The 15,663-nt window shown below is 63.6% G+C and carries 14 protein-coding genes; 9 read left to right on the forward strand and 5 right to left on the reverse strand.

Annotated features, from left to right (window positions below):
- Positions 1-66 precede the first annotated feature (66 nt).
- Positions 67-1,080 (reverse strand): aspartyl protease family protein, encoded by a 1,014-nt coding sequence (locus tag AC07UX_RS17215; RefSeq protein WP_495193198.1) that lies wholly within the window; start codon positions 1,078-1,080, stop codon positions 67-69.
- A 266-nt stretch (positions 1,081-1,346) separates the two neighbouring features.
- Between AC07UX_RS17215 and rho the strand changes: the two genes are divergently transcribed.
- Together rho and AC07UX_RS17225 are read left to right on the forward strand one after the other, a co-directional pair.
- On the forward strand, positions 1,347-2,603 hold the full coding sequence (gene rho, locus AC07UX_RS17220) for a transcription termination factor Rho (RefSeq protein ID WP_495193199.1): 1,257 nt from the start codon (positions 1,347-1,349) through the stop codon (positions 2,601-2,603).
- Positions 2,604-2,719: 116 nt separating this feature from the next.
- Positions 2,720-3,442 carry a YjbE family putative metal transport protein gene (locus tag AC07UX_RS17225; RefSeq protein WP_495193200.1) on the forward strand — a complete coding sequence of 241 codons (723 nt, stop codon included), beginning with the start codon at positions 2,720-2,722 and terminating at the stop codon, positions 3,440-3,442.
- A gap of 18 nt (positions 3,443-3,460) precedes the next feature.
- Here AC07UX_RS17225 and AC07UX_RS17230 read toward each other — a convergent pair whose 3' ends face one another.
- The 3 genes from AC07UX_RS17230 to AC07UX_RS17240 form a co-directional block, all read right to left on the reverse strand.
- The gene (locus tag AC07UX_RS17230) at positions 3,461-4,480 is read right to left on the reverse strand and encodes a phytanoyl-CoA dioxygenase family protein (RefSeq protein WP_495193261.1); all 1,020 of its coding nucleotides are present in this window, start codon (positions 4,478-4,480) and stop codon (positions 3,461-3,463) included.
- Positions 4,481-4,593: 113 nt separating this feature from the next.
- On the reverse strand, positions 4,594-5,562 hold the full coding sequence (locus AC07UX_RS17235; protein WP_495193201.1) for a quinone oxidoreductase family protein: 969 nt from the start codon (positions 5,560-5,562) through the stop codon (positions 4,594-4,596).
- Positions 5,562-6,257 carry a dienelactone hydrolase family protein gene (locus AC07UX_RS17240; protein ID WP_495193202.1) on the reverse strand — a complete coding sequence of 232 codons (696 nt, stop codon included), beginning with the start codon at positions 6,255-6,257 and terminating at the stop codon, positions 5,562-5,564. The genes AC07UX_RS17235 and AC07UX_RS17240 overlap by 1 nt, the downstream gene beginning before the upstream one ends.
- 155 nt (positions 6,258-6,412) lie before the next feature.
- Here AC07UX_RS17240 and AC07UX_RS17245 point away from each other — a divergent pair, with 155 nt between their 5' ends.
- The 7 genes from AC07UX_RS17245 to pepN all read left to right on the forward strand — a co-directional run bounded on the left by AC07UX_RS17245 (position 6,413) and on the right by pepN (position 14,965).
- Positions 6,413-6,664, forward strand: coding sequence for a DUF6489 family protein (locus AC07UX_RS17245; protein ID WP_120251369.1), 252 nt, complete (start codon positions 6,413-6,415; stop codon positions 6,662-6,664).
- A 5-nt stretch (positions 6,665-6,669) separates the two neighbouring features.
- Positions 6,670-7,962 carry a tRNA uridine-5-carboxymethylaminomethyl(34) synthesis GTPase MnmE gene (mnmE, locus tag AC07UX_RS17250; RefSeq protein WP_495193203.1) on the forward strand — a complete coding sequence of 431 codons (1,293 nt, stop codon included), beginning with the start codon at positions 6,670-6,672 and terminating at the stop codon, positions 7,960-7,962.
- Positions 7,963-8,021: 59 nt separating this feature from the next.
- Positions 8,022-9,872 (forward strand): tRNA uridine-5-carboxymethylaminomethyl(34) synthesis enzyme MnmG, encoded by a 1,851-nt coding sequence (mnmG, locus tag AC07UX_RS17255; protein ID WP_495193204.1) that lies wholly within the window; start codon positions 8,022-8,024, stop codon positions 9,870-9,872.
- On the forward strand, positions 9,869-10,513 hold the full coding sequence (gene rsmG / locus AC07UX_RS17260; RefSeq protein WP_495193205.1) for a 16S rRNA (guanine(527)-N(7))-methyltransferase RsmG: 645 nt from the start codon (positions 9,869-9,871) through the stop codon (positions 10,511-10,513). Before mnmG ends, rsmG begins: the two co-directional genes overlap by 4 nt.
- A complete protein-coding gene (locus AC07UX_RS17265; RefSeq protein WP_495193206.1) occupies positions 10,510-11,292 on the forward strand; it encodes a ParA family protein in 783 nt (260 codons plus the stop codon). The genes rsmG and AC07UX_RS17265 overlap by 4 nt, the downstream gene beginning before the upstream one ends.
- Entirely contained in the window at positions 11,289-12,224 is a 936-nt protein-coding gene (locus tag AC07UX_RS17270; protein ID WP_495193207.1) for a ParB/RepB/Spo0J family partition protein, read from the forward strand. Before AC07UX_RS17265 ends, AC07UX_RS17270 begins: the two co-directional genes overlap by 4 nt.
- Before the next feature lie 140 nt (positions 12,225-12,364).
- Positions 12,365-14,965 carry an aminopeptidase N gene (gene pepN / locus AC07UX_RS17275; protein WP_495193208.1) on the forward strand — a complete coding sequence of 867 codons (2,601 nt, stop codon included), beginning with the start codon at positions 12,365-12,367 and terminating at the stop codon, positions 14,963-14,965.
- 66 nt (positions 14,966-15,031) lie between these two features.
- Here pepN and AC07UX_RS17280 read toward each other — a convergent pair whose 3' ends face one another.
- Positions 15,032-15,643: an ABC-type transport auxiliary lipoprotein family protein gene (locus AC07UX_RS17280; RefSeq protein ID WP_495193209.1), complete on the reverse strand. Its 612-nt coding sequence runs from the start codon at positions 15,641-15,643 to the stop codon at positions 15,032-15,034.
- Positions 15,644-15,663 lie beyond the last annotated feature (20 nt).

Raw genomic sequence — 15,663 nt, forward strand, 5'->3', positions numbered from 1 at the left:
TTTAGTGTAAAATCCCGATTAGTAAGGAATGGTTCATGTCGCCTGCTAAAAGGCCATGGGCTGATATCAACCCTTGCCTTTGTCGTTGATCGCCCAGCGCGTTGGCTGCGCCACGCTGGCGTCGGGTAAAAGGAAGTCCACCTTGCCCCGGCCGAAGTCGATCGCCACCCGATCGAACACCCGGAGCGCGCTGATCCCCAGCAGCAGCGCCGGCTTGTCCTGAAGGCCCAGTTCCGCAAAGGGGCTGGCATCGGCGAACAGCACCGGCACTTCGATCAGGTTGACGCGCCCCATCCGCACCCCCTTGATCCGTCCGACCTGCCCGGTCAGCGTCCCGCCCGTCACGCTGGTCAGCGTTGCTTCCAGCATCGCGGGCGCCCGCTTCTTTGCCAGCAATTTGTCGCGCAGCGCCAGATTGCCGATGCTGAATACGCTGCCGGTATCCAGCATGATGTTGACCCGCATGCCATTCACTTCTGAATCCAGCAGGATCAATTGACCGCGTTTGCGCCGCGCCTCCACCACGATCGCGTCGGGATCGGTTTCCAGCCGTCGATTGCTCCTGCTGCTGGCGATTTCCATTCGTCCGGTGCGAAAATTCAGCGTCACCCGCTTGGCATGCAGGCTGTCCAGCCCCAGCAGGCCCGCCGCGCCCAGATTTTCGCCCTCCAGCACCGGCGCTTCGATATCGTCGATCGTCCCCGCGCCGAAACCCAGTCGCGGGATGGCGACCGTCTCCGCTTGCGACCGGCCGGTCATGCTGAGGATCGTGACACTGGCGCGCGGCGGCAGCGCCAGTCGCTGCGCCAGGTCGCGGGCGATCACCGTACGCTGCGATCCGGTATCGATGATGAAGTTCCAAGGCCCCTTGCCGTCGATCGAGATGGGAATGGTGACCCGATCGTCCAGCGGCGGCCCCGTCTGCACGATGGTCGGCGGCACGTCCGGATCGAGAAAAGGCTGGGGCGCAGACGGTGTCGGCCCGGCTTGACCCTGCGCGGAAATCGGACCGCCAAACGCCAGCCCCATGCCCAGCAAGGCAATCGAGGAGACAGCCAGGAAAACCGGGCGCCGTCCCATATCCTCATCCTTCCATTTTATATCCTCCTCATATCATGGATGCCCATTGTCGCGCCAGCGCCACAACGCGGCCCGCTTCGGGGGCAAAAAGGCGATTTTCCGCTGCTGCCGGCACCGGTCCTTGCTTGACTTGATGCCCCTGCGATCGTTAAACGCCAAACATTCCTTCCCGCCCGTCCGGAGCGGGGCGCGACCGGCATATTGCCCGGTTCCTATCCTTCCTTTTCCGGCCTTCAGATCACCCTCTCTCCATCGGACCGATTCGCATGCATCTCAAGGATCTTAAAAAGACCATTCCAGCCGACCTCGTCACCATGGCCGAGGAATTGGGCGTCGAAAGCGCATCGACGCTGCGCAAGCAGGATCTGATGTTCGCGATCCTCAAGGCCGAGGCGGAGAATGGCGAGCAGATCATGGGCGAGGGCACGATCGAGGTGCTGCCCGACGGCTTCGGCTTCCTGCGCAGCCCGGAAGCCAATTTCCTGGCCGGTCCCGACGATATCTACGTTTCGCCCAACCAGGTCCGCAAATTCGGCCTGCGCACCGGCGATACGGTAGAAGGCGAGATTCGCGCGCCCAAGGATGGCGAACGCTATTTCGCCCTGACAAAGCTCAACACCGTGAATTTCGACGATCCCGATGTCGTCCGTCATCGCGTCAATTTCGACAATCTGACGCCGCTCTATCCCGAACAGAAGCTGACGCTCGATCCGGGCGACCCGACCCAGAAGGACAAGTCGGCCCGCGTCATCGACATCGTATCGCCGCAGGGCAAGGGCCAGCGTACGCTGATCGTCGCGCCGCCCCGCGTCGGCAAGACGGTGATGCTCCAGAACATCGCCAAGGCGATCACCGACAATCATCCCGAAGTCTTCCTGATCGTCCTGCTGATCGATGAGCGCCCGGAAGAAGTCACCGACATGCAGCGCAGCGTGAAGGGCGAAGTCGTGTCCTCCACCTTCGACGAACCGGCTACCCGCCACGTCCAGGTCGCCGAAATGGTGATCGAAAAAGCCAAGCGGCTGGTCGAGCACAAGAAGGACGTCGTCATCCTGCTCGACTCCATCACCCGCCTCGGCCGCGCCTACAACACCGTCGTCCCTTCGTCGGGCAAGGTGCTGACCGGCGGTGTGGACGCCAACGCGCTCCAGCGCCCCAAGCGTTTCTTCGGTGCCGCGCGCAACATCGAGGAAGGTGGTTCGCTCTCCATCATCGCCACCGCGCTGATCGACACCGGCAGCCGCATGGACGAGGTCATTTTCGAAGAGTTCAAGGGCACCGGCAACTCGGAAATCGTGCTGGACCGCAAGGTGGCGGACAAGCGCATCTTCCCGGCGCTGGACGTCGGCAAGTCCGGCACCCGCAAGGAAGAACTGCTGGTCGAAAAGGGTACGCTCAGCAAGATGTGGGTGCTTCGCCGCATCCTCATGCAGATGGGCACGATCGACGCCATGGAATTCCTGCTCGACAAAATGAAGGATTCCAAGACCAACGAGAATTTCTTCGATTCGATGAACCAGTAGGCGTTCCGGCGATCCTGGCGGTCGCCCGATCAACCCACGGATATTTTGCCGTCAGAGCCGGGCCATGTATATGGTCCGGCTTTCTTCTTAGCTTCAGACAGGGACGTTAGGCCGCCATGTTCGACCTTCTCGCCACCGCCGCTTCGGCTGCTCAGGGAATCGGCTCTCCCGCCGATATCTGGCAGCATATCATCAATGACTTCAGCAATATCACGTCCCCTTCCGCACTATCGGCCTTCGTCCAGGTGTTGATGATCGATGTGCTGCTGGCGGGCGACAACGCCATCGTCGTCGGCGCGCTGGCGGCGGGCCTGCCGGCCGCCCAGCGCAAGAAAGTCATCCTGATCGGCATCATCGCCGCATTGGTGCTGCGCATCGCCTTCGCGCTGGTGGTGAGCCAGCTGATGCAGATTGTCGGCCTGATCCTGGCCGGCGGCTTGCTATTGCTGTGGGTAAGTTGGAAGATGTGGCGCGAATTGCACCCGGCGCGCGGCGCGGATACGCCCGACGACCCAAGCGATGACGATGTGTCGGGCCTGCGCCCGGCCAAGAGCTTCGCCGCCGCCGCCTGGGCGGTCGCCGTTGCCGACGTGTCGATGAGCCTGGACAATGTGCTGGCGGTCGCCGGCGCGGCGCGGGATCATCCCGGGATCCTGATGATCGGCCTGGTGCTGTCGGTCGCGTTAATGGGGATCGCCGCCAACGTCATCGCCCATTATATCGAACGCTTCCGCTGGATCGCCTATATCGGCCTGGCCGTGATCCTCTATGTCGCGGTCAAGATGATCTATGACGGCTTCGTCGATCAGCAGGTCGGCATATTGACGCTGTTCGGCTGATGACCGGTCGGCGGGCGTTCATTCGTCCGCCGGCCCCTTATGCCCCACGGGGCGCCATGGCTGGGGCATGATTCCGGCCATCTTGTCGCCCAGCCACCAGCGCAGGGGGATGCGCCGCTCGGCTATGCCGGGCAGGCTCCAGACGTCCCACCCCGTCAGCGGCCGAAACGGATTGCGCCGCCCATAGGCCCATAGTTCGATCCGCGTCGCCGGCACGCTCGCCTGGGTTCGGGCATGGAAACCGAACGTATCGGCAATCAGCAGCGTATTGGCCGGCACCGCGAAACGGGTCGGCGCTGGCAGGTCCAATGCGCCCAGTTCCGATTCCTCGACCCGGAAGGACCCCCGCGCGGACAGACGGCATGTTCCATCGCGCACGGCCAGGCTGCGTGCCCTTTCCCAGGCGATGCGCTGCGGCGTCAACCGGTGCGATCCGCGCACATAGGCGAAGGGGCCGCTTTCCATCGGCACATCGTCCAGAAACAGCCACGCCTTCATGTTGGGATAGAAAGTATCCGAATGGAACTGCGTCTGCGGATCGGGGGCCGCATCATGGCGTCGGGGCAGAATGGACTGGATGTAGAGCAGCGGTTCGATGTCGAAGCTGGCGACATAGCGGGACAGCGCTCGCCAGCGCCGATCACGGTGAAAATCGTCAAAGGCCGGCATGGCCCGGCGCGCAGCGCCATCCAGCGCGAGGCGGCGCGTAACCGCGTCGCCCTGTACCGTTTCGCGCGCGGGTCCGCGATAATCCAGCATTTGTCGCTGCAATGCAGCAAATATGTCATTTGGCAGGAAATTGCGGATTTCCACCACCCCATCGCGATCAAACGTCGCGCGGTCGTCGGCATGAACCGCAGCGGCCAGACCGCTGCGGCGCCGCGCCGCCATCGCATGGGCGATACGCAGGCGCGCGATGTGCAGGCCCCAATGATTGAGCCGGGAGGATCCTATCAGCGGGTTGTCGATGAAAGATTTGGCGCCGGTCAACAATTGAGCGCACCAGACGGGTGCGAGGAAAGGAGCCATGGCGCGCATCGGGTCGCTAAATGCCACTCGTTCGCGATTGCGTCGAGGCGAATATTGCCCGACCGTTCGATTTCAGGGGCTTGCGGGGAAAGGCGCGGCCAAACGCGCCTCTCCCGCGGATTTCAAGGGATCAAGATCGTCGTTCCGGTGGTGCGTCGTGCCTCCAGGGCGCGATGGGCATCGGCTGCATCCGCCAGGGGGAAGCGCTGGCCGATCACGGCCTTTATCACCCCGCGCTGCATCCGGTCGAACAGCCGGTCGGCCATATGGGCCAGATCCTGCGCCGTGGCGATATAGTCGAACAGGGTCGGGCGGGTAACGTAGAGCGATCCGCCCCGGCTGAGATCCAGCAGGCTGACCGGCGGCACCGCGCCCGACGCATTGCCATAGCTGACCATCATCCCGCGCCGCTTGAGACTGGCGAGCGAGGCGGTCCAGCTGTCCTTGCCGACGCCGTCATAGACCACATCGACCCCCGTCCCGCCGGTCAGGTCGCGCACCTGCGCGGCCAGATCATCGAAGGCGCAGTGCAGGCTATGGTCAGCCACGACCGAGGCCGCCTTTTCCGCCGATCCGCAATGGGCGATGACGATCACGCCCTTGTCGCGCAACCAGGGGACCAACACCGACCCGACCCCGCCCGCTGCCGCATGGACCAGTGCGACCTGCCCGGCTTTCAGGGGCACGATATCTTCGGCCAGATAGCAGGCGGTCATGCCCTTGAGCATCATCGCTGCGGCATCCTGCGTCGATACGCCATCGGGTATCCGCACGACGCGATCGGCCGGTACGATCCGATGAGTGGCATAGGCCCCCAGTCCACTGGCGCAGCCGACGACATCCCCGACGGCAAAATCGCTCACTCCCGGCCCAACCGCCACGATCCGGCCTGCCCCTTCCGACCCCAGCGGGGTGGGAAGGGGCGCCGGATAGAGGCCGGTGCGATAATAGGTGTCGATGAAATTGAGGCCGACCGCATCCTGCGCGATCAGCACTTCGCCTTCACCGGGCATACCGGGATCGAAATCCTCGCGCGCGATCACCTCCGGCCCGCCATGGCTGAGGGCCACCATCCGCCAGGAGCCGCTCATCAGGCGAGATGCTCGGCAAAGAAATCGGCGGTGCGCTTGTCGGCCAGCTCGGCGCCGGCCTCGTCCCGGCGATTGCCCATCTCGGCGGCAAAGCCATGGTCCAGGCCCTCATAGTCGAACAGCGTGACATGGCGATTGTCCGCCAACCCTTCGTGCATCGCCTTTTGCGTTTCGGGCAGAACGAAATGATCGGCGGTGGGCACGTGCAGCAGCACCGGCTTGCCGATCGCATGCTGCTCGTTCAGCAGCCCGTCAATGCCTACGCCGTAATAGCCGACAAAGGCGTCGCCATCGGTACGACAGGCCGCCATGAAGGCCAGCCGCCCGCCAAGGCAATAGCCGACCAGCCCGACCTTCTCGGCTCCGGCGGCCCGCGCCGCCTTGATCGTGGCTTCGATGTCGCGAACGGCGCGATCCTGATCGAACACGGGAATATAATCGAGCGCCTGCTGCATCTCTTCCGGCACATCGGCATCCAGCTCGATATGCGGCTCCAACCGCCAGAACAGGTCGGGGGCATAGGCGGCATAACCCGCCTTCGCCCAGCTGTCGCACTTGCGCCTTATGCCTTCATTCACCCCGAATATTTCCTGGATGACGATAATGGCCGCTTTGGCATCGCCGTCCGGCTGCGCCACATAGGTGTCGAAAGATCCATCGCCGTCCAATGTGCCGGTAGGGGTGAAATCGCCCATAGGGATATCCTTCTCGCTGTAAATATGGCCGGCATATTGGCGGTTAGCGGGGCGGGCGCAACCGCCCGGCGCGTTTAAAATTTGCGTTGGTACGGCCAGTTGCGGCATGACGAGGGGCGATCGCGAATATTATGCCGACAGGGAAGGGCAGGGACATGAAGGTAACCGTCGATGTGGACTGCACCCCGGCGGAAGCGCGCGCCTTTCTGGGCCTGCCCGATGTGACGCCTATTCACGACAAATATATCCGCACGATGCTGGACGGCTTTGACGGCATCGGCAGTGCCGAGCAGATGGAGACGCTGTTCAAGAGCTTCTCCCCGATGGGTGACGCGGGCATGCGCCTGTTCCAGCAAATGATGAATATGGGGCTGGCCGGCATGTCGGGTGGCAGCGACAAGAAATAAGCATCATGTCCGGGCAAAATGGCGACACGATTTTTGCCCTGTCGAGCGGTGCGCCGCCTGCGGGCATAGCAGTCATCCGCGTGAGCGGGCCGCAAGCCGGTGCTGCGCTCCGGGCGCTGGCGCGGCGTTTGCCTGCGCCGCGCACCGCCAGCCTGGCTTTGCTGAAAGATCCGCGCGACGACGCGCCGCTCGATCGCGCCCTGTTGCTCTGGCTGCCCGGCCCCGCGACGGTGACGGGCGAGGATATGGGTGAACTGCATTGCCATGGTGGTCGCGCCGTGGTGGCTGCCGTCGAGGACGCGCTGGGCGCGATGCCGGGCCTGCGCCGCGCCGAGGCCGGCGAGTTCACCCGTCGCGCCTTTGCCCATGGACGCATGGACCTGAATGCCGTGGAGGGCCTGTCGGACCTGCTGGCGGCCGAAACGCAGGACCAGCGGCGCGCTGCCTTGCTAATGGCGGAGGGACATTTCTCCCGCCGGATCGATGCGTGGCGCAGCACGCTGCTCGACCTGAGCGCCATGGCCGAAGCCGCGCTGGATTTCTCCGATGAGGACGACGTGCCCGACACCGCGATCGAACAGCGGATCGGCGCCGGCATCGCGGATCTGGCGAGCGACGTCGCCATCGTCCTGGCCGCACCGTCCGCCGAGCGCCTGCGTGACGGGGTGCGCGTGGTGCTGGCCGGACCGCCCAACGCCGGTAAATCGACCCTGCTCAATGCGCTGGTCGGACGAGAGGCTGCGATCGTGTCCGACATTGCCGGCACCACTCGCGACCGGATCGAGGTGCCTGCCGCAATCGGCGGCACGGCTTTCCTCTTCACCGACACCGCTGGATTGCGGGACGAAACCGGCGACGCGATCGAGGCGATCGGCATCGATCGCGCGCGCGCCGCTTTGGACGCCGCCGACATCATATTATGGCTGGGCAGCCCCACCGATTTACCCCGCGCCGATGCCGTCCTTGTCGCTGCGCAAAGTGACCGTTTGCAGACCCAGCGCCCTGGCCTGTCCCTATCGGCTCATACCGGAGAAGGCATGGATACACTCGTCGCGCTGCTCCGCACGCGCGCAGCGACACTGCTGCCGGGGGCGGGCGATTATGCCCTGCATGTGCGCCAGAGACAACGAGTTGGACAGTTGATCGACCACCTCCAATCCGCCGGAGCGACCACCGATCTGATTGTCATCGCCGAAGAATTGCGCCTTGCTCGCGGCGCCATCGACGCGCTGACCGGGCAGGCCGGTACGGAAGATATGCTGGACCGGCTTTTTTCCGGCTTCTGCATCGGCAAATAGGCGTTGTTCCACGTGGAACGCTTTTGACCATGACCCCTGTCATCTGATAAGGGCGGGCCATGCAAACAGATTATGACGTGATCGTGGTCGGCGGCGGCCATGCCGGCTGCGAGGCGGCCGCGGCAGCCGCGCGCAAAGGCGCGACCGTGGCGCTCCTCACCTTTGCGCGCGATACCGTCGGCGCCATGTCCTGCAATCCGGCAATCGGCGGATTGGGCAAGGGCCATCTGGTGCGCGAGGTCGATGCGATGGACGGCCTGATCGCGCGCGCCGCCGATGCCGCCGCCATCCATTATCGCATGCTCAACAGCAGCAAAGGGGCCGCCGTTCAGGGACCCCGCGTGCAGGCCGATCGCATACGCTATCGGTCCGCCATTCATGCCCTGTTGGACGCGCAACCTAGGTTGGACATCGTCGAAGGCGAAGCGGACACTTTGCTCGTCGAGCAGGGCATGATCGCCGGGGTGGGGTTGGCCGATGGGCATATGCTGCGCGCGCCATCGGTCGTGCTGGCCACCGGTACGTTCCTTGGTGGCAAGCTGTTCCGGGGTGACGAGCGCGAAACGGGCGGCCGCATCGGCGAACGCGCAGCCAGTGCTTTGGGCATCCAGTTGCGTAATCTCGGCTTGCCCATCGCCCGGCTCAAGACCGGCACCCCGCCACGCCTGGACGGGCGCACCATCGACTGGGCCGCGCTCGAAACCCAGCCGTCGGATGGCGAGGACTGGACCATGTCGCCGCTGTCCGAAAGGCGCATCCTGCCGCAGCTGGACTGCGCCATCACTCGCACCAATGACGCCACCCATGCGATTATCCGGGCCGGCATGGACCGCTCGCCGCTGTTCAGTGGCGCCATCGAGGGCCGAGGGCCGCGCTATTGCCCCTCGATCGAAGACAAGGTGATGCGCTTTGGCGATCGCGATGGGCATCAAATCTTTCTGGAACCGGAGGGGTTGGACGATTATCGCGTCTATCCCAATGGCATCAGCACCTCGCTGCCGACCGACGTCCAGATCGCTATGATCCGGTCGATGCCCGGTTTGGAGCGGGCGGAGATCGTCGTGCCGGGATACGCCGTCGAATATGATCATGTCGATCCGCGCGCCCTGGACTCCACGTTGGAGGTGCGACGATTGCCCGGTCTTTTCTGCGCCGGGCAGATCAATGGTACGACCGGCTATGAAGAGGCGGCGGCTCAGGGCCTGGTCGCGGGCGTCAACGCCGCTGCCCGTGCGCGCAATGAGGCACCGCTGATCCTCGATCGCGCCAGCAGCTATATCGGCGTGATGATCGACGATCTCGTGCTTCAGGGTGTGACCGAACCCTATCGCATGCTGACGGCGCGGGCGGAATATCGGCTGCGGCTGCGTGCCGACAACGCCGAGACGCGGCTGGGTCAGATCGGCCTCACCCATGGCGTGATCGGGATGGAGCGCGCGGCCCGACTGGCCGATCGCCAGATGCGCCGCGATCGGATCGAGAGGGAATTGGCAAAGGCGGTGACCGCCAGCGAAATGACGCGCGCCGGTGCCGCCGTGCGTCAAGATGGGGCGCGGCGCAGCCTGTTCGAATGGGCGCGCTTCCCGGAGGTCGATCGGGCATTGATCTGCCATCTCGCTCCCGCCCTGCTGGATGCGCCGACCGACCTGCGAGACGAGATATTGGAGGATGCGCATTATGCGCCCTATCTTCAGAGGCACGATGCGGAGATTGCAGAACTGCGCCGTAACGAGCGGGTGGTTATTCCCGCGGACTTCGATTTTCAAACCATTGGGGGACTTTCCACCGAAATGATCGAGCGACTGGACGCTGCGCGCCCTGATACATTGGCCGCTGCCAGCCGTATCCGGGGCATCACCCCCGCCGCGCTTGCCGCCATTCTTGTCCATGTGCGCCGGGTGGCGGCGTGACTGAAGAAGAAGCACGCGCCTGGCTTCAGGACCAGTTCGACGTTTCACGTGAAACATGGTCTCAGCTGGAGCGCTTCGTCGCCGTCCTTCTTTCGGCAGCGGACGAACAGAATCTCATCGCCGAATCGACCAAGCCGCATATTTGGGCTCGCCATATCGTCGATTCCGCGCAGCTGCTGCTGCATGCCGACGATGATGATGGGCGGGACTGGATCGACCTGGGGTCTGGCGCCGGGTTGCCCGGCATTGTCATCGCCTGCCTGGTCGATCGGCCGCTGATGATGGTTGAATCGCGTCGCAAGCGGATCGACTTCCTGAACGACGTCGTCGCCGATCTGAACCTTGGACACGCGCGCGTCTTTGGCGGCCGTGTCGAGACGGTCCCCGCCACCAAGGCCGCCGTCATCAGTGCGCGGGCCTATGCGCCACTGGCCAAGCTTCTATCTTCCGCGCTGCACCTGTCCGATAAAAAGACCGTCTGGGTGCTGCCAAAAGGGCGAAATGCACAAAATGAACTGGAGGCGGCGCGTCCGGCATGGCAAGGTGTGTTTCACGTGGAACCGAGCGTGACGGACGCTGATAGCGCCCTCATCATCGCGCGGAACCTTACTCCCGCTGGCAAGAAGAAAGGTCGCCCATGATCCGTATCGCCATTGCCAACCAGAAGGGCGGGGTGGGAAAGACCACCACGGCAATCAACCTGGCGACCGGTCTGGCCGCGACCGGGCTTCGGGTATTGCTGGTCGATCTCGATCCGCAAGGCAACGCATCGACGGGCCTCGGCATCGGCCAGGCGGAACGCGCGCAATCCAGCTACGACCTGTTGGTCGGCAATTGCGCATTGGACGATACGATCGTGACCACCCGTGTGCCCAAGCTCGATCTTGTGCCCGCAACGCAGGATCTGTCGGGCGCGGAAATCGAATTGATCGAATATGAGGAGCGGACCCATAGGCTCGCCCGCGTGCTGGATGAAGCACAGCCCGGTCGCTGGGATATCTGCCTGATCGACTGCCCGCCGTCGCTGGGCCTGTTGACGATCAACGCCATGGTCGCGGCGCAATATCTGCTGGTCCCGCTGCAATGCGAATTTTTCGCGCTGGAGGGGTTGTCGCAATTGCTTCAGACGGTCGAGCGCATCCGCGGCCGATTCAATCCCGGCCTGTCGATCATGGGCGTGGCGCTGACCATGTATGATCGCCGCAACCGCCTGACCGATCAGGTGGCCGACGATGTGCGTGCCTGCCTGGGCGATCTGGTTTTTTCGACCGTCATCCCCCGTAACGTCCGCCTGTCCGAAGCGCCCAGTCATGGCGTGCCCGCCCTTATCTACGACTTCCGCTGTTCGGGATCGGAAGCCTATATGCGTCTGGCGCGTGAATTGATTGCGCGCCTGCCCCGAAAGGAGGTTGCCGCTTGAGCGACGAAACGACCGACAAGCCGAAGACCGTCAAGCGTCCTCATGGCCTGGGCCGGGGCCTGTCCGCCTTGCTGGGCGATGCCGCGCGCGAAGAGCCGGTCGCCGCCACCAATCCGCCCGCCAATGGCAAGGCGGTGCAGAGCATCGAAGTCTCGCTCATCCAGCCGCATCCCGAACAGCCGCGTCGTCATTTCGACGAAGGCGCGTTGCAGGAACTGGCCGACAGCATCGCCAAGCGCGGCGTGATCCAGCCGATCATCGTGCGGCCCCATGGCGGCGGGTTTCAGATCATCGCCGGCGAGCGCCGCTGGCGTGCGTCACAGCGAGCGCACCTCCATCGCATCCCGGCCATCGTCCGGGATTTCGATGAGCAGGAAACGCTCGAAATCGCGCTGATCGAAAATATCCAGCGCGAAGACCTGAACCCGATCGAAGAGGCGGAAGCCTATCGTAAGCTGATCGCCGAATTTCATCATAGCCAGGAAGCATTGGGCCGGATCGTCGGCAAGTCGCGCAGTCATGTCGCCAATTTGATGCGCTTGCTGGAACTGCCCAAGTCGGTGCAGCAGCAGGTGATGGAAAGCCGGATCAGCATGGGCCACGCCCGTGCCTTGATCGGCCTGCCCGATTGCGAAAAGCTGGCGAAGCAGGTCGAAGACAAAAGCCTGTCGGTCCGCGAAACCGAACAACTGGTTCGACGGGTGAAGACCGGCGCCGAGGCACCAGCCGCTCGGCGCAGCGCCGATATCGGCACCGTACGGGATAAAGATCCCGACATCGCCGCACTGGAGCAGCATCTGGCCGACATATTGGGCCTGAAAGTCGAGATCGCACATGAAGGAGGATCGGCTGGCGGCCATCTGTCGCTACGCTATTCCAATCTCGATCAGCTGGACATGCTGTGTCAGCGCCTGTCCGGCGAACGTATTTGAACCCCATGGAGACTGGCGCAGCCGTCCGATCCTACGGATCTGCTGCGCCAACTTTGCTACAAGCCATTTGCAGCAGGCGGGCGTCATCACGGCCTTAACTACCGCTGGTCTTTTAGCCCGTCGCTCCCTAGCTTGAAGGGATGGCCGACATGATTTCCACCAACGCCGCAGCGCCCGCCGTCATCCGACGTCAGGACTATCGCCCGCCCGACTGGCTGGTCCCGGATATTGCGCTGGACTTCGATCTCGATCCCGCGCGTACGATCGTCCGCACGGCGCTGTCGGTCACGCGCAATGGCGATCATGACCGGCCACTGCGGCTGGATGGCGACGGGATCGTGCCTTTGGCGGTGCGCGTCGATGGGCGACAACTTGGGCAGGATGAATGGCACCTGGAGGCCGGCGCCCTGATCATCGCGCTGCCCGATGCCGCGCATGAAGTCGAAACGCTGGTGGAGTTGGCCCCCGACGGCAACAGCAAGCTGATGGGCCTTTATGCCAGCGGCGGCTTGCTCTGTACCCAGTGCGAGGCGGAGGGATTTCGGCGCATCACCTTCTTCCCTGATCGGCCCGATATCCTGTCGCGCTACAGCGTTCGGCTAGAGGCGGACAAGGTACGCTTTCCGGTCCTGCTGGCCAATGGCGACCCGATCGAGCAGGGCGACCTGTCAGAAGGCCGGCATTGGGCGCGCTGGAACGATCCCTATCCCAAGCCGTGCTACTTGTTCGCACTGGTCGCGGGCGACCTGTCCTGCAACGCCGATCGATTCGTGACGATGAACGGGCGCGAGGTCGCGCTGGGTATCTGGGTCAAGGAAGCCGATTTGCCGCGCACGGACCATGCCATGCAGGCGCTGAAGAACAGCATGGCCTGGGACGAGCGCATCTACGGCCGCGAATATGATCTGGACGTGTTCAACATCGTCGCCGTGGCCGACTTCAATTTCGGCGCAATGGAGAATAAGGGCCTCAATATCTTCAATTCGCGCTACATATTGGCCGACCCGGAAACGGCGACCGACATCGATTATGATGGCGTCGAAGGTGTGGTGGCGCATGAATATTTCCACAATTGGTCGGGGAATCGGGTCACCTGCCGCGACTGGTTCCAACTGAGCCTCAAGGAAGGCTTCACCGTCTTTCGCGATCAGAATTTCTCGGCCGACATGGGCAGCCATGCGGTCAAACGGATCGAGGATGTCCGCATCCTGCGGGCTGGCCAGTTCCAGGAGGATTCAGGTCCGCTCGCGCACCCGGTCCGCCCCGAATCCTATATGGAAATCAGTAACTTCTACACGGCCACCATCTACAACAAGGGCGCGGAATTGATCCGCATGATGGCGCTGATGATGGGACCGGAGCGGTTCCGCGCCGGCACCGACCTCTATTTCGATCGCCATGACGGACAAGCCGCCACTTGCGAGGATTTCGTGCTGGCGATGGAGGAGGGTGGGGGAATCGACCTTACCCAGTTTCGCCGCTGGTATGAGCAGGCGGGAACGCCGCAGGTTCGTGCCCTGATCAGCCATGATCCCGTAAACCGCAGTGTAGAGTTGACGCTGGCACAGAACATTCCGCCGACACCCGGCCAGGGCGAAAAGCAGGTGATGGCGATTCCGCTGCGGACCGCACTGTTCGATTCCACGACAGGCACCCATAGCGGCGACGAGCTGCTGCTACTGACCGAAGCGAAGCAAAGCTTCACCTTCACCGGCTTCCCAAGCGCGCCGATACTCTCGATCAACCGCGGCTTTTCAGCGCCGGTGATCGTGGAAACCAACCGCAGCCAGGCCGATCTCGCTTTCCTGTCGGCCCATGACGACGATCCCTTCGCCCGGTATGAAGCGATGCAACAGCTGATGGTCAATGTGCTGGTCGGCCGGATCGCGGGACAGGCGGTGGATGATGCGGCCGTGATCGACGCGGTACGCAACACCATCACCGATCCTGCGCTCGACCCGGCCTTCGTCGCTGAAACGATCCGGCTGCCAAGCGAAGCCTATCTTGGCGATCAGATGCGACTGGTCGATCCCAACGCGATCCACGCCGCTCGTGATGCGCTCCAGCAAAAGATCGGCGCGGAGCTGGAACCGCTATGGCGCGACATTCATGCAAAGTCGAAGGCCAGCGCCTTTAGCCTGTCCCCGGCCGCGAAGGGCGCGCGCAAGCTGCGGAACGCCGCGCTGCATTATCTGGTGGCCTCCGGCGCGAAGGACGGCCCGGCCATCGCCTTTGCCCAGTTCGACGCGGCGAACAATATGACCGAGCGTCAGGCGGCCCTTGGCACGCTGGCCAATGGCACCAGTGCGGAACGGGAAGCGGCGCTCGACATCTTCTACAATCGCTATCGGGACGATGCGCTCACGCTCGATAAATGGTTCCAGACCCAGGCCTTCGCCCTGCATCCGGACACCGTCCATCTGGTCGCACAGTTGAGCGAGCATAAGGATTTTACCCTGGCCAATCCAAACCGGGTACGGTCGCTCTTCGGTGCCTTTGCCGGCAATCAATGGGCCTTCCATCATGTATCGGGAGAGGGCTATCATTTGCTCGCCGACTGCATCATTGCGCTCGACAGGCTGAACCCCCAGACCGCTGCGAAGCTGGTCCCGCCGCTTGGCCGCTGGAAACGCTTCGAGGAAGGCCGCGCCGCGTTGATGCGCGGGGAGCTACAACGCATCCTGGCGCAGCCCGGCCTGTCCAAGGATGTGACCGAGCAGGCGGGCAAGAGTCTGGAGTAGGGGGCTAGAGCGGGACGCCTTTGCAGTGGATCGTCGTCGCGCGCGAAGACCAACCCAACTCCAAGATCAATCCTTGACCGCCGCAGCCCAGGCCGCGACGTCCGCTGCGACCTTGTTCGCGGCCGCATTGAGCGGCGCACCGACGGTCATGGCTTCGATCTTGCCGCTCACCGGCGCGCTGGCGGTAAAACGCTGGCGGGCCAGCGCCACGCCGGCTGGCGTCGTCAGCACCGCGTCATAGGTCACGATCGCGCTATGACTGGCCTCGTCGACGGTGAAGGCGACCAGTTCGCCGCTCAACCGCTGGCCACCGTCGCCCGAAAACTGCCCGGCGTCCAGCACGACCCGGTCCGTGGTCGCTGAAATGGTTTCGGCCAGAAGGCGACGGAACAGGTGGCGCGGCGTATCGGCCCATTGCACCTTGGTCACATAGGCAACGCTGGTCGGGCCCAGCTGCACCGGGACGCGCACCGTATCCAGCATCTTGGGTGCATCGGGATCGGCTACGATCAGGGTCCGTCCGCCACCGGCGACCCGCCCGGCGCCAGCCGGTACCTTCTGCACCGCGTCCAGCGTCAGCAGTTGCGCCGGTGGCTTGGCGCCGATGGAAACGCAGCCCGACAGCAGCAGGCCAGCGGCAAGCGCCGTCATCGCGCCTTGGTGTTTCACATGGAACATGGTCCGCATCTCTCTCATCT

This window comes from Sphingobium sp. GW821-FHT02B05, assembly GCF_059421905.1.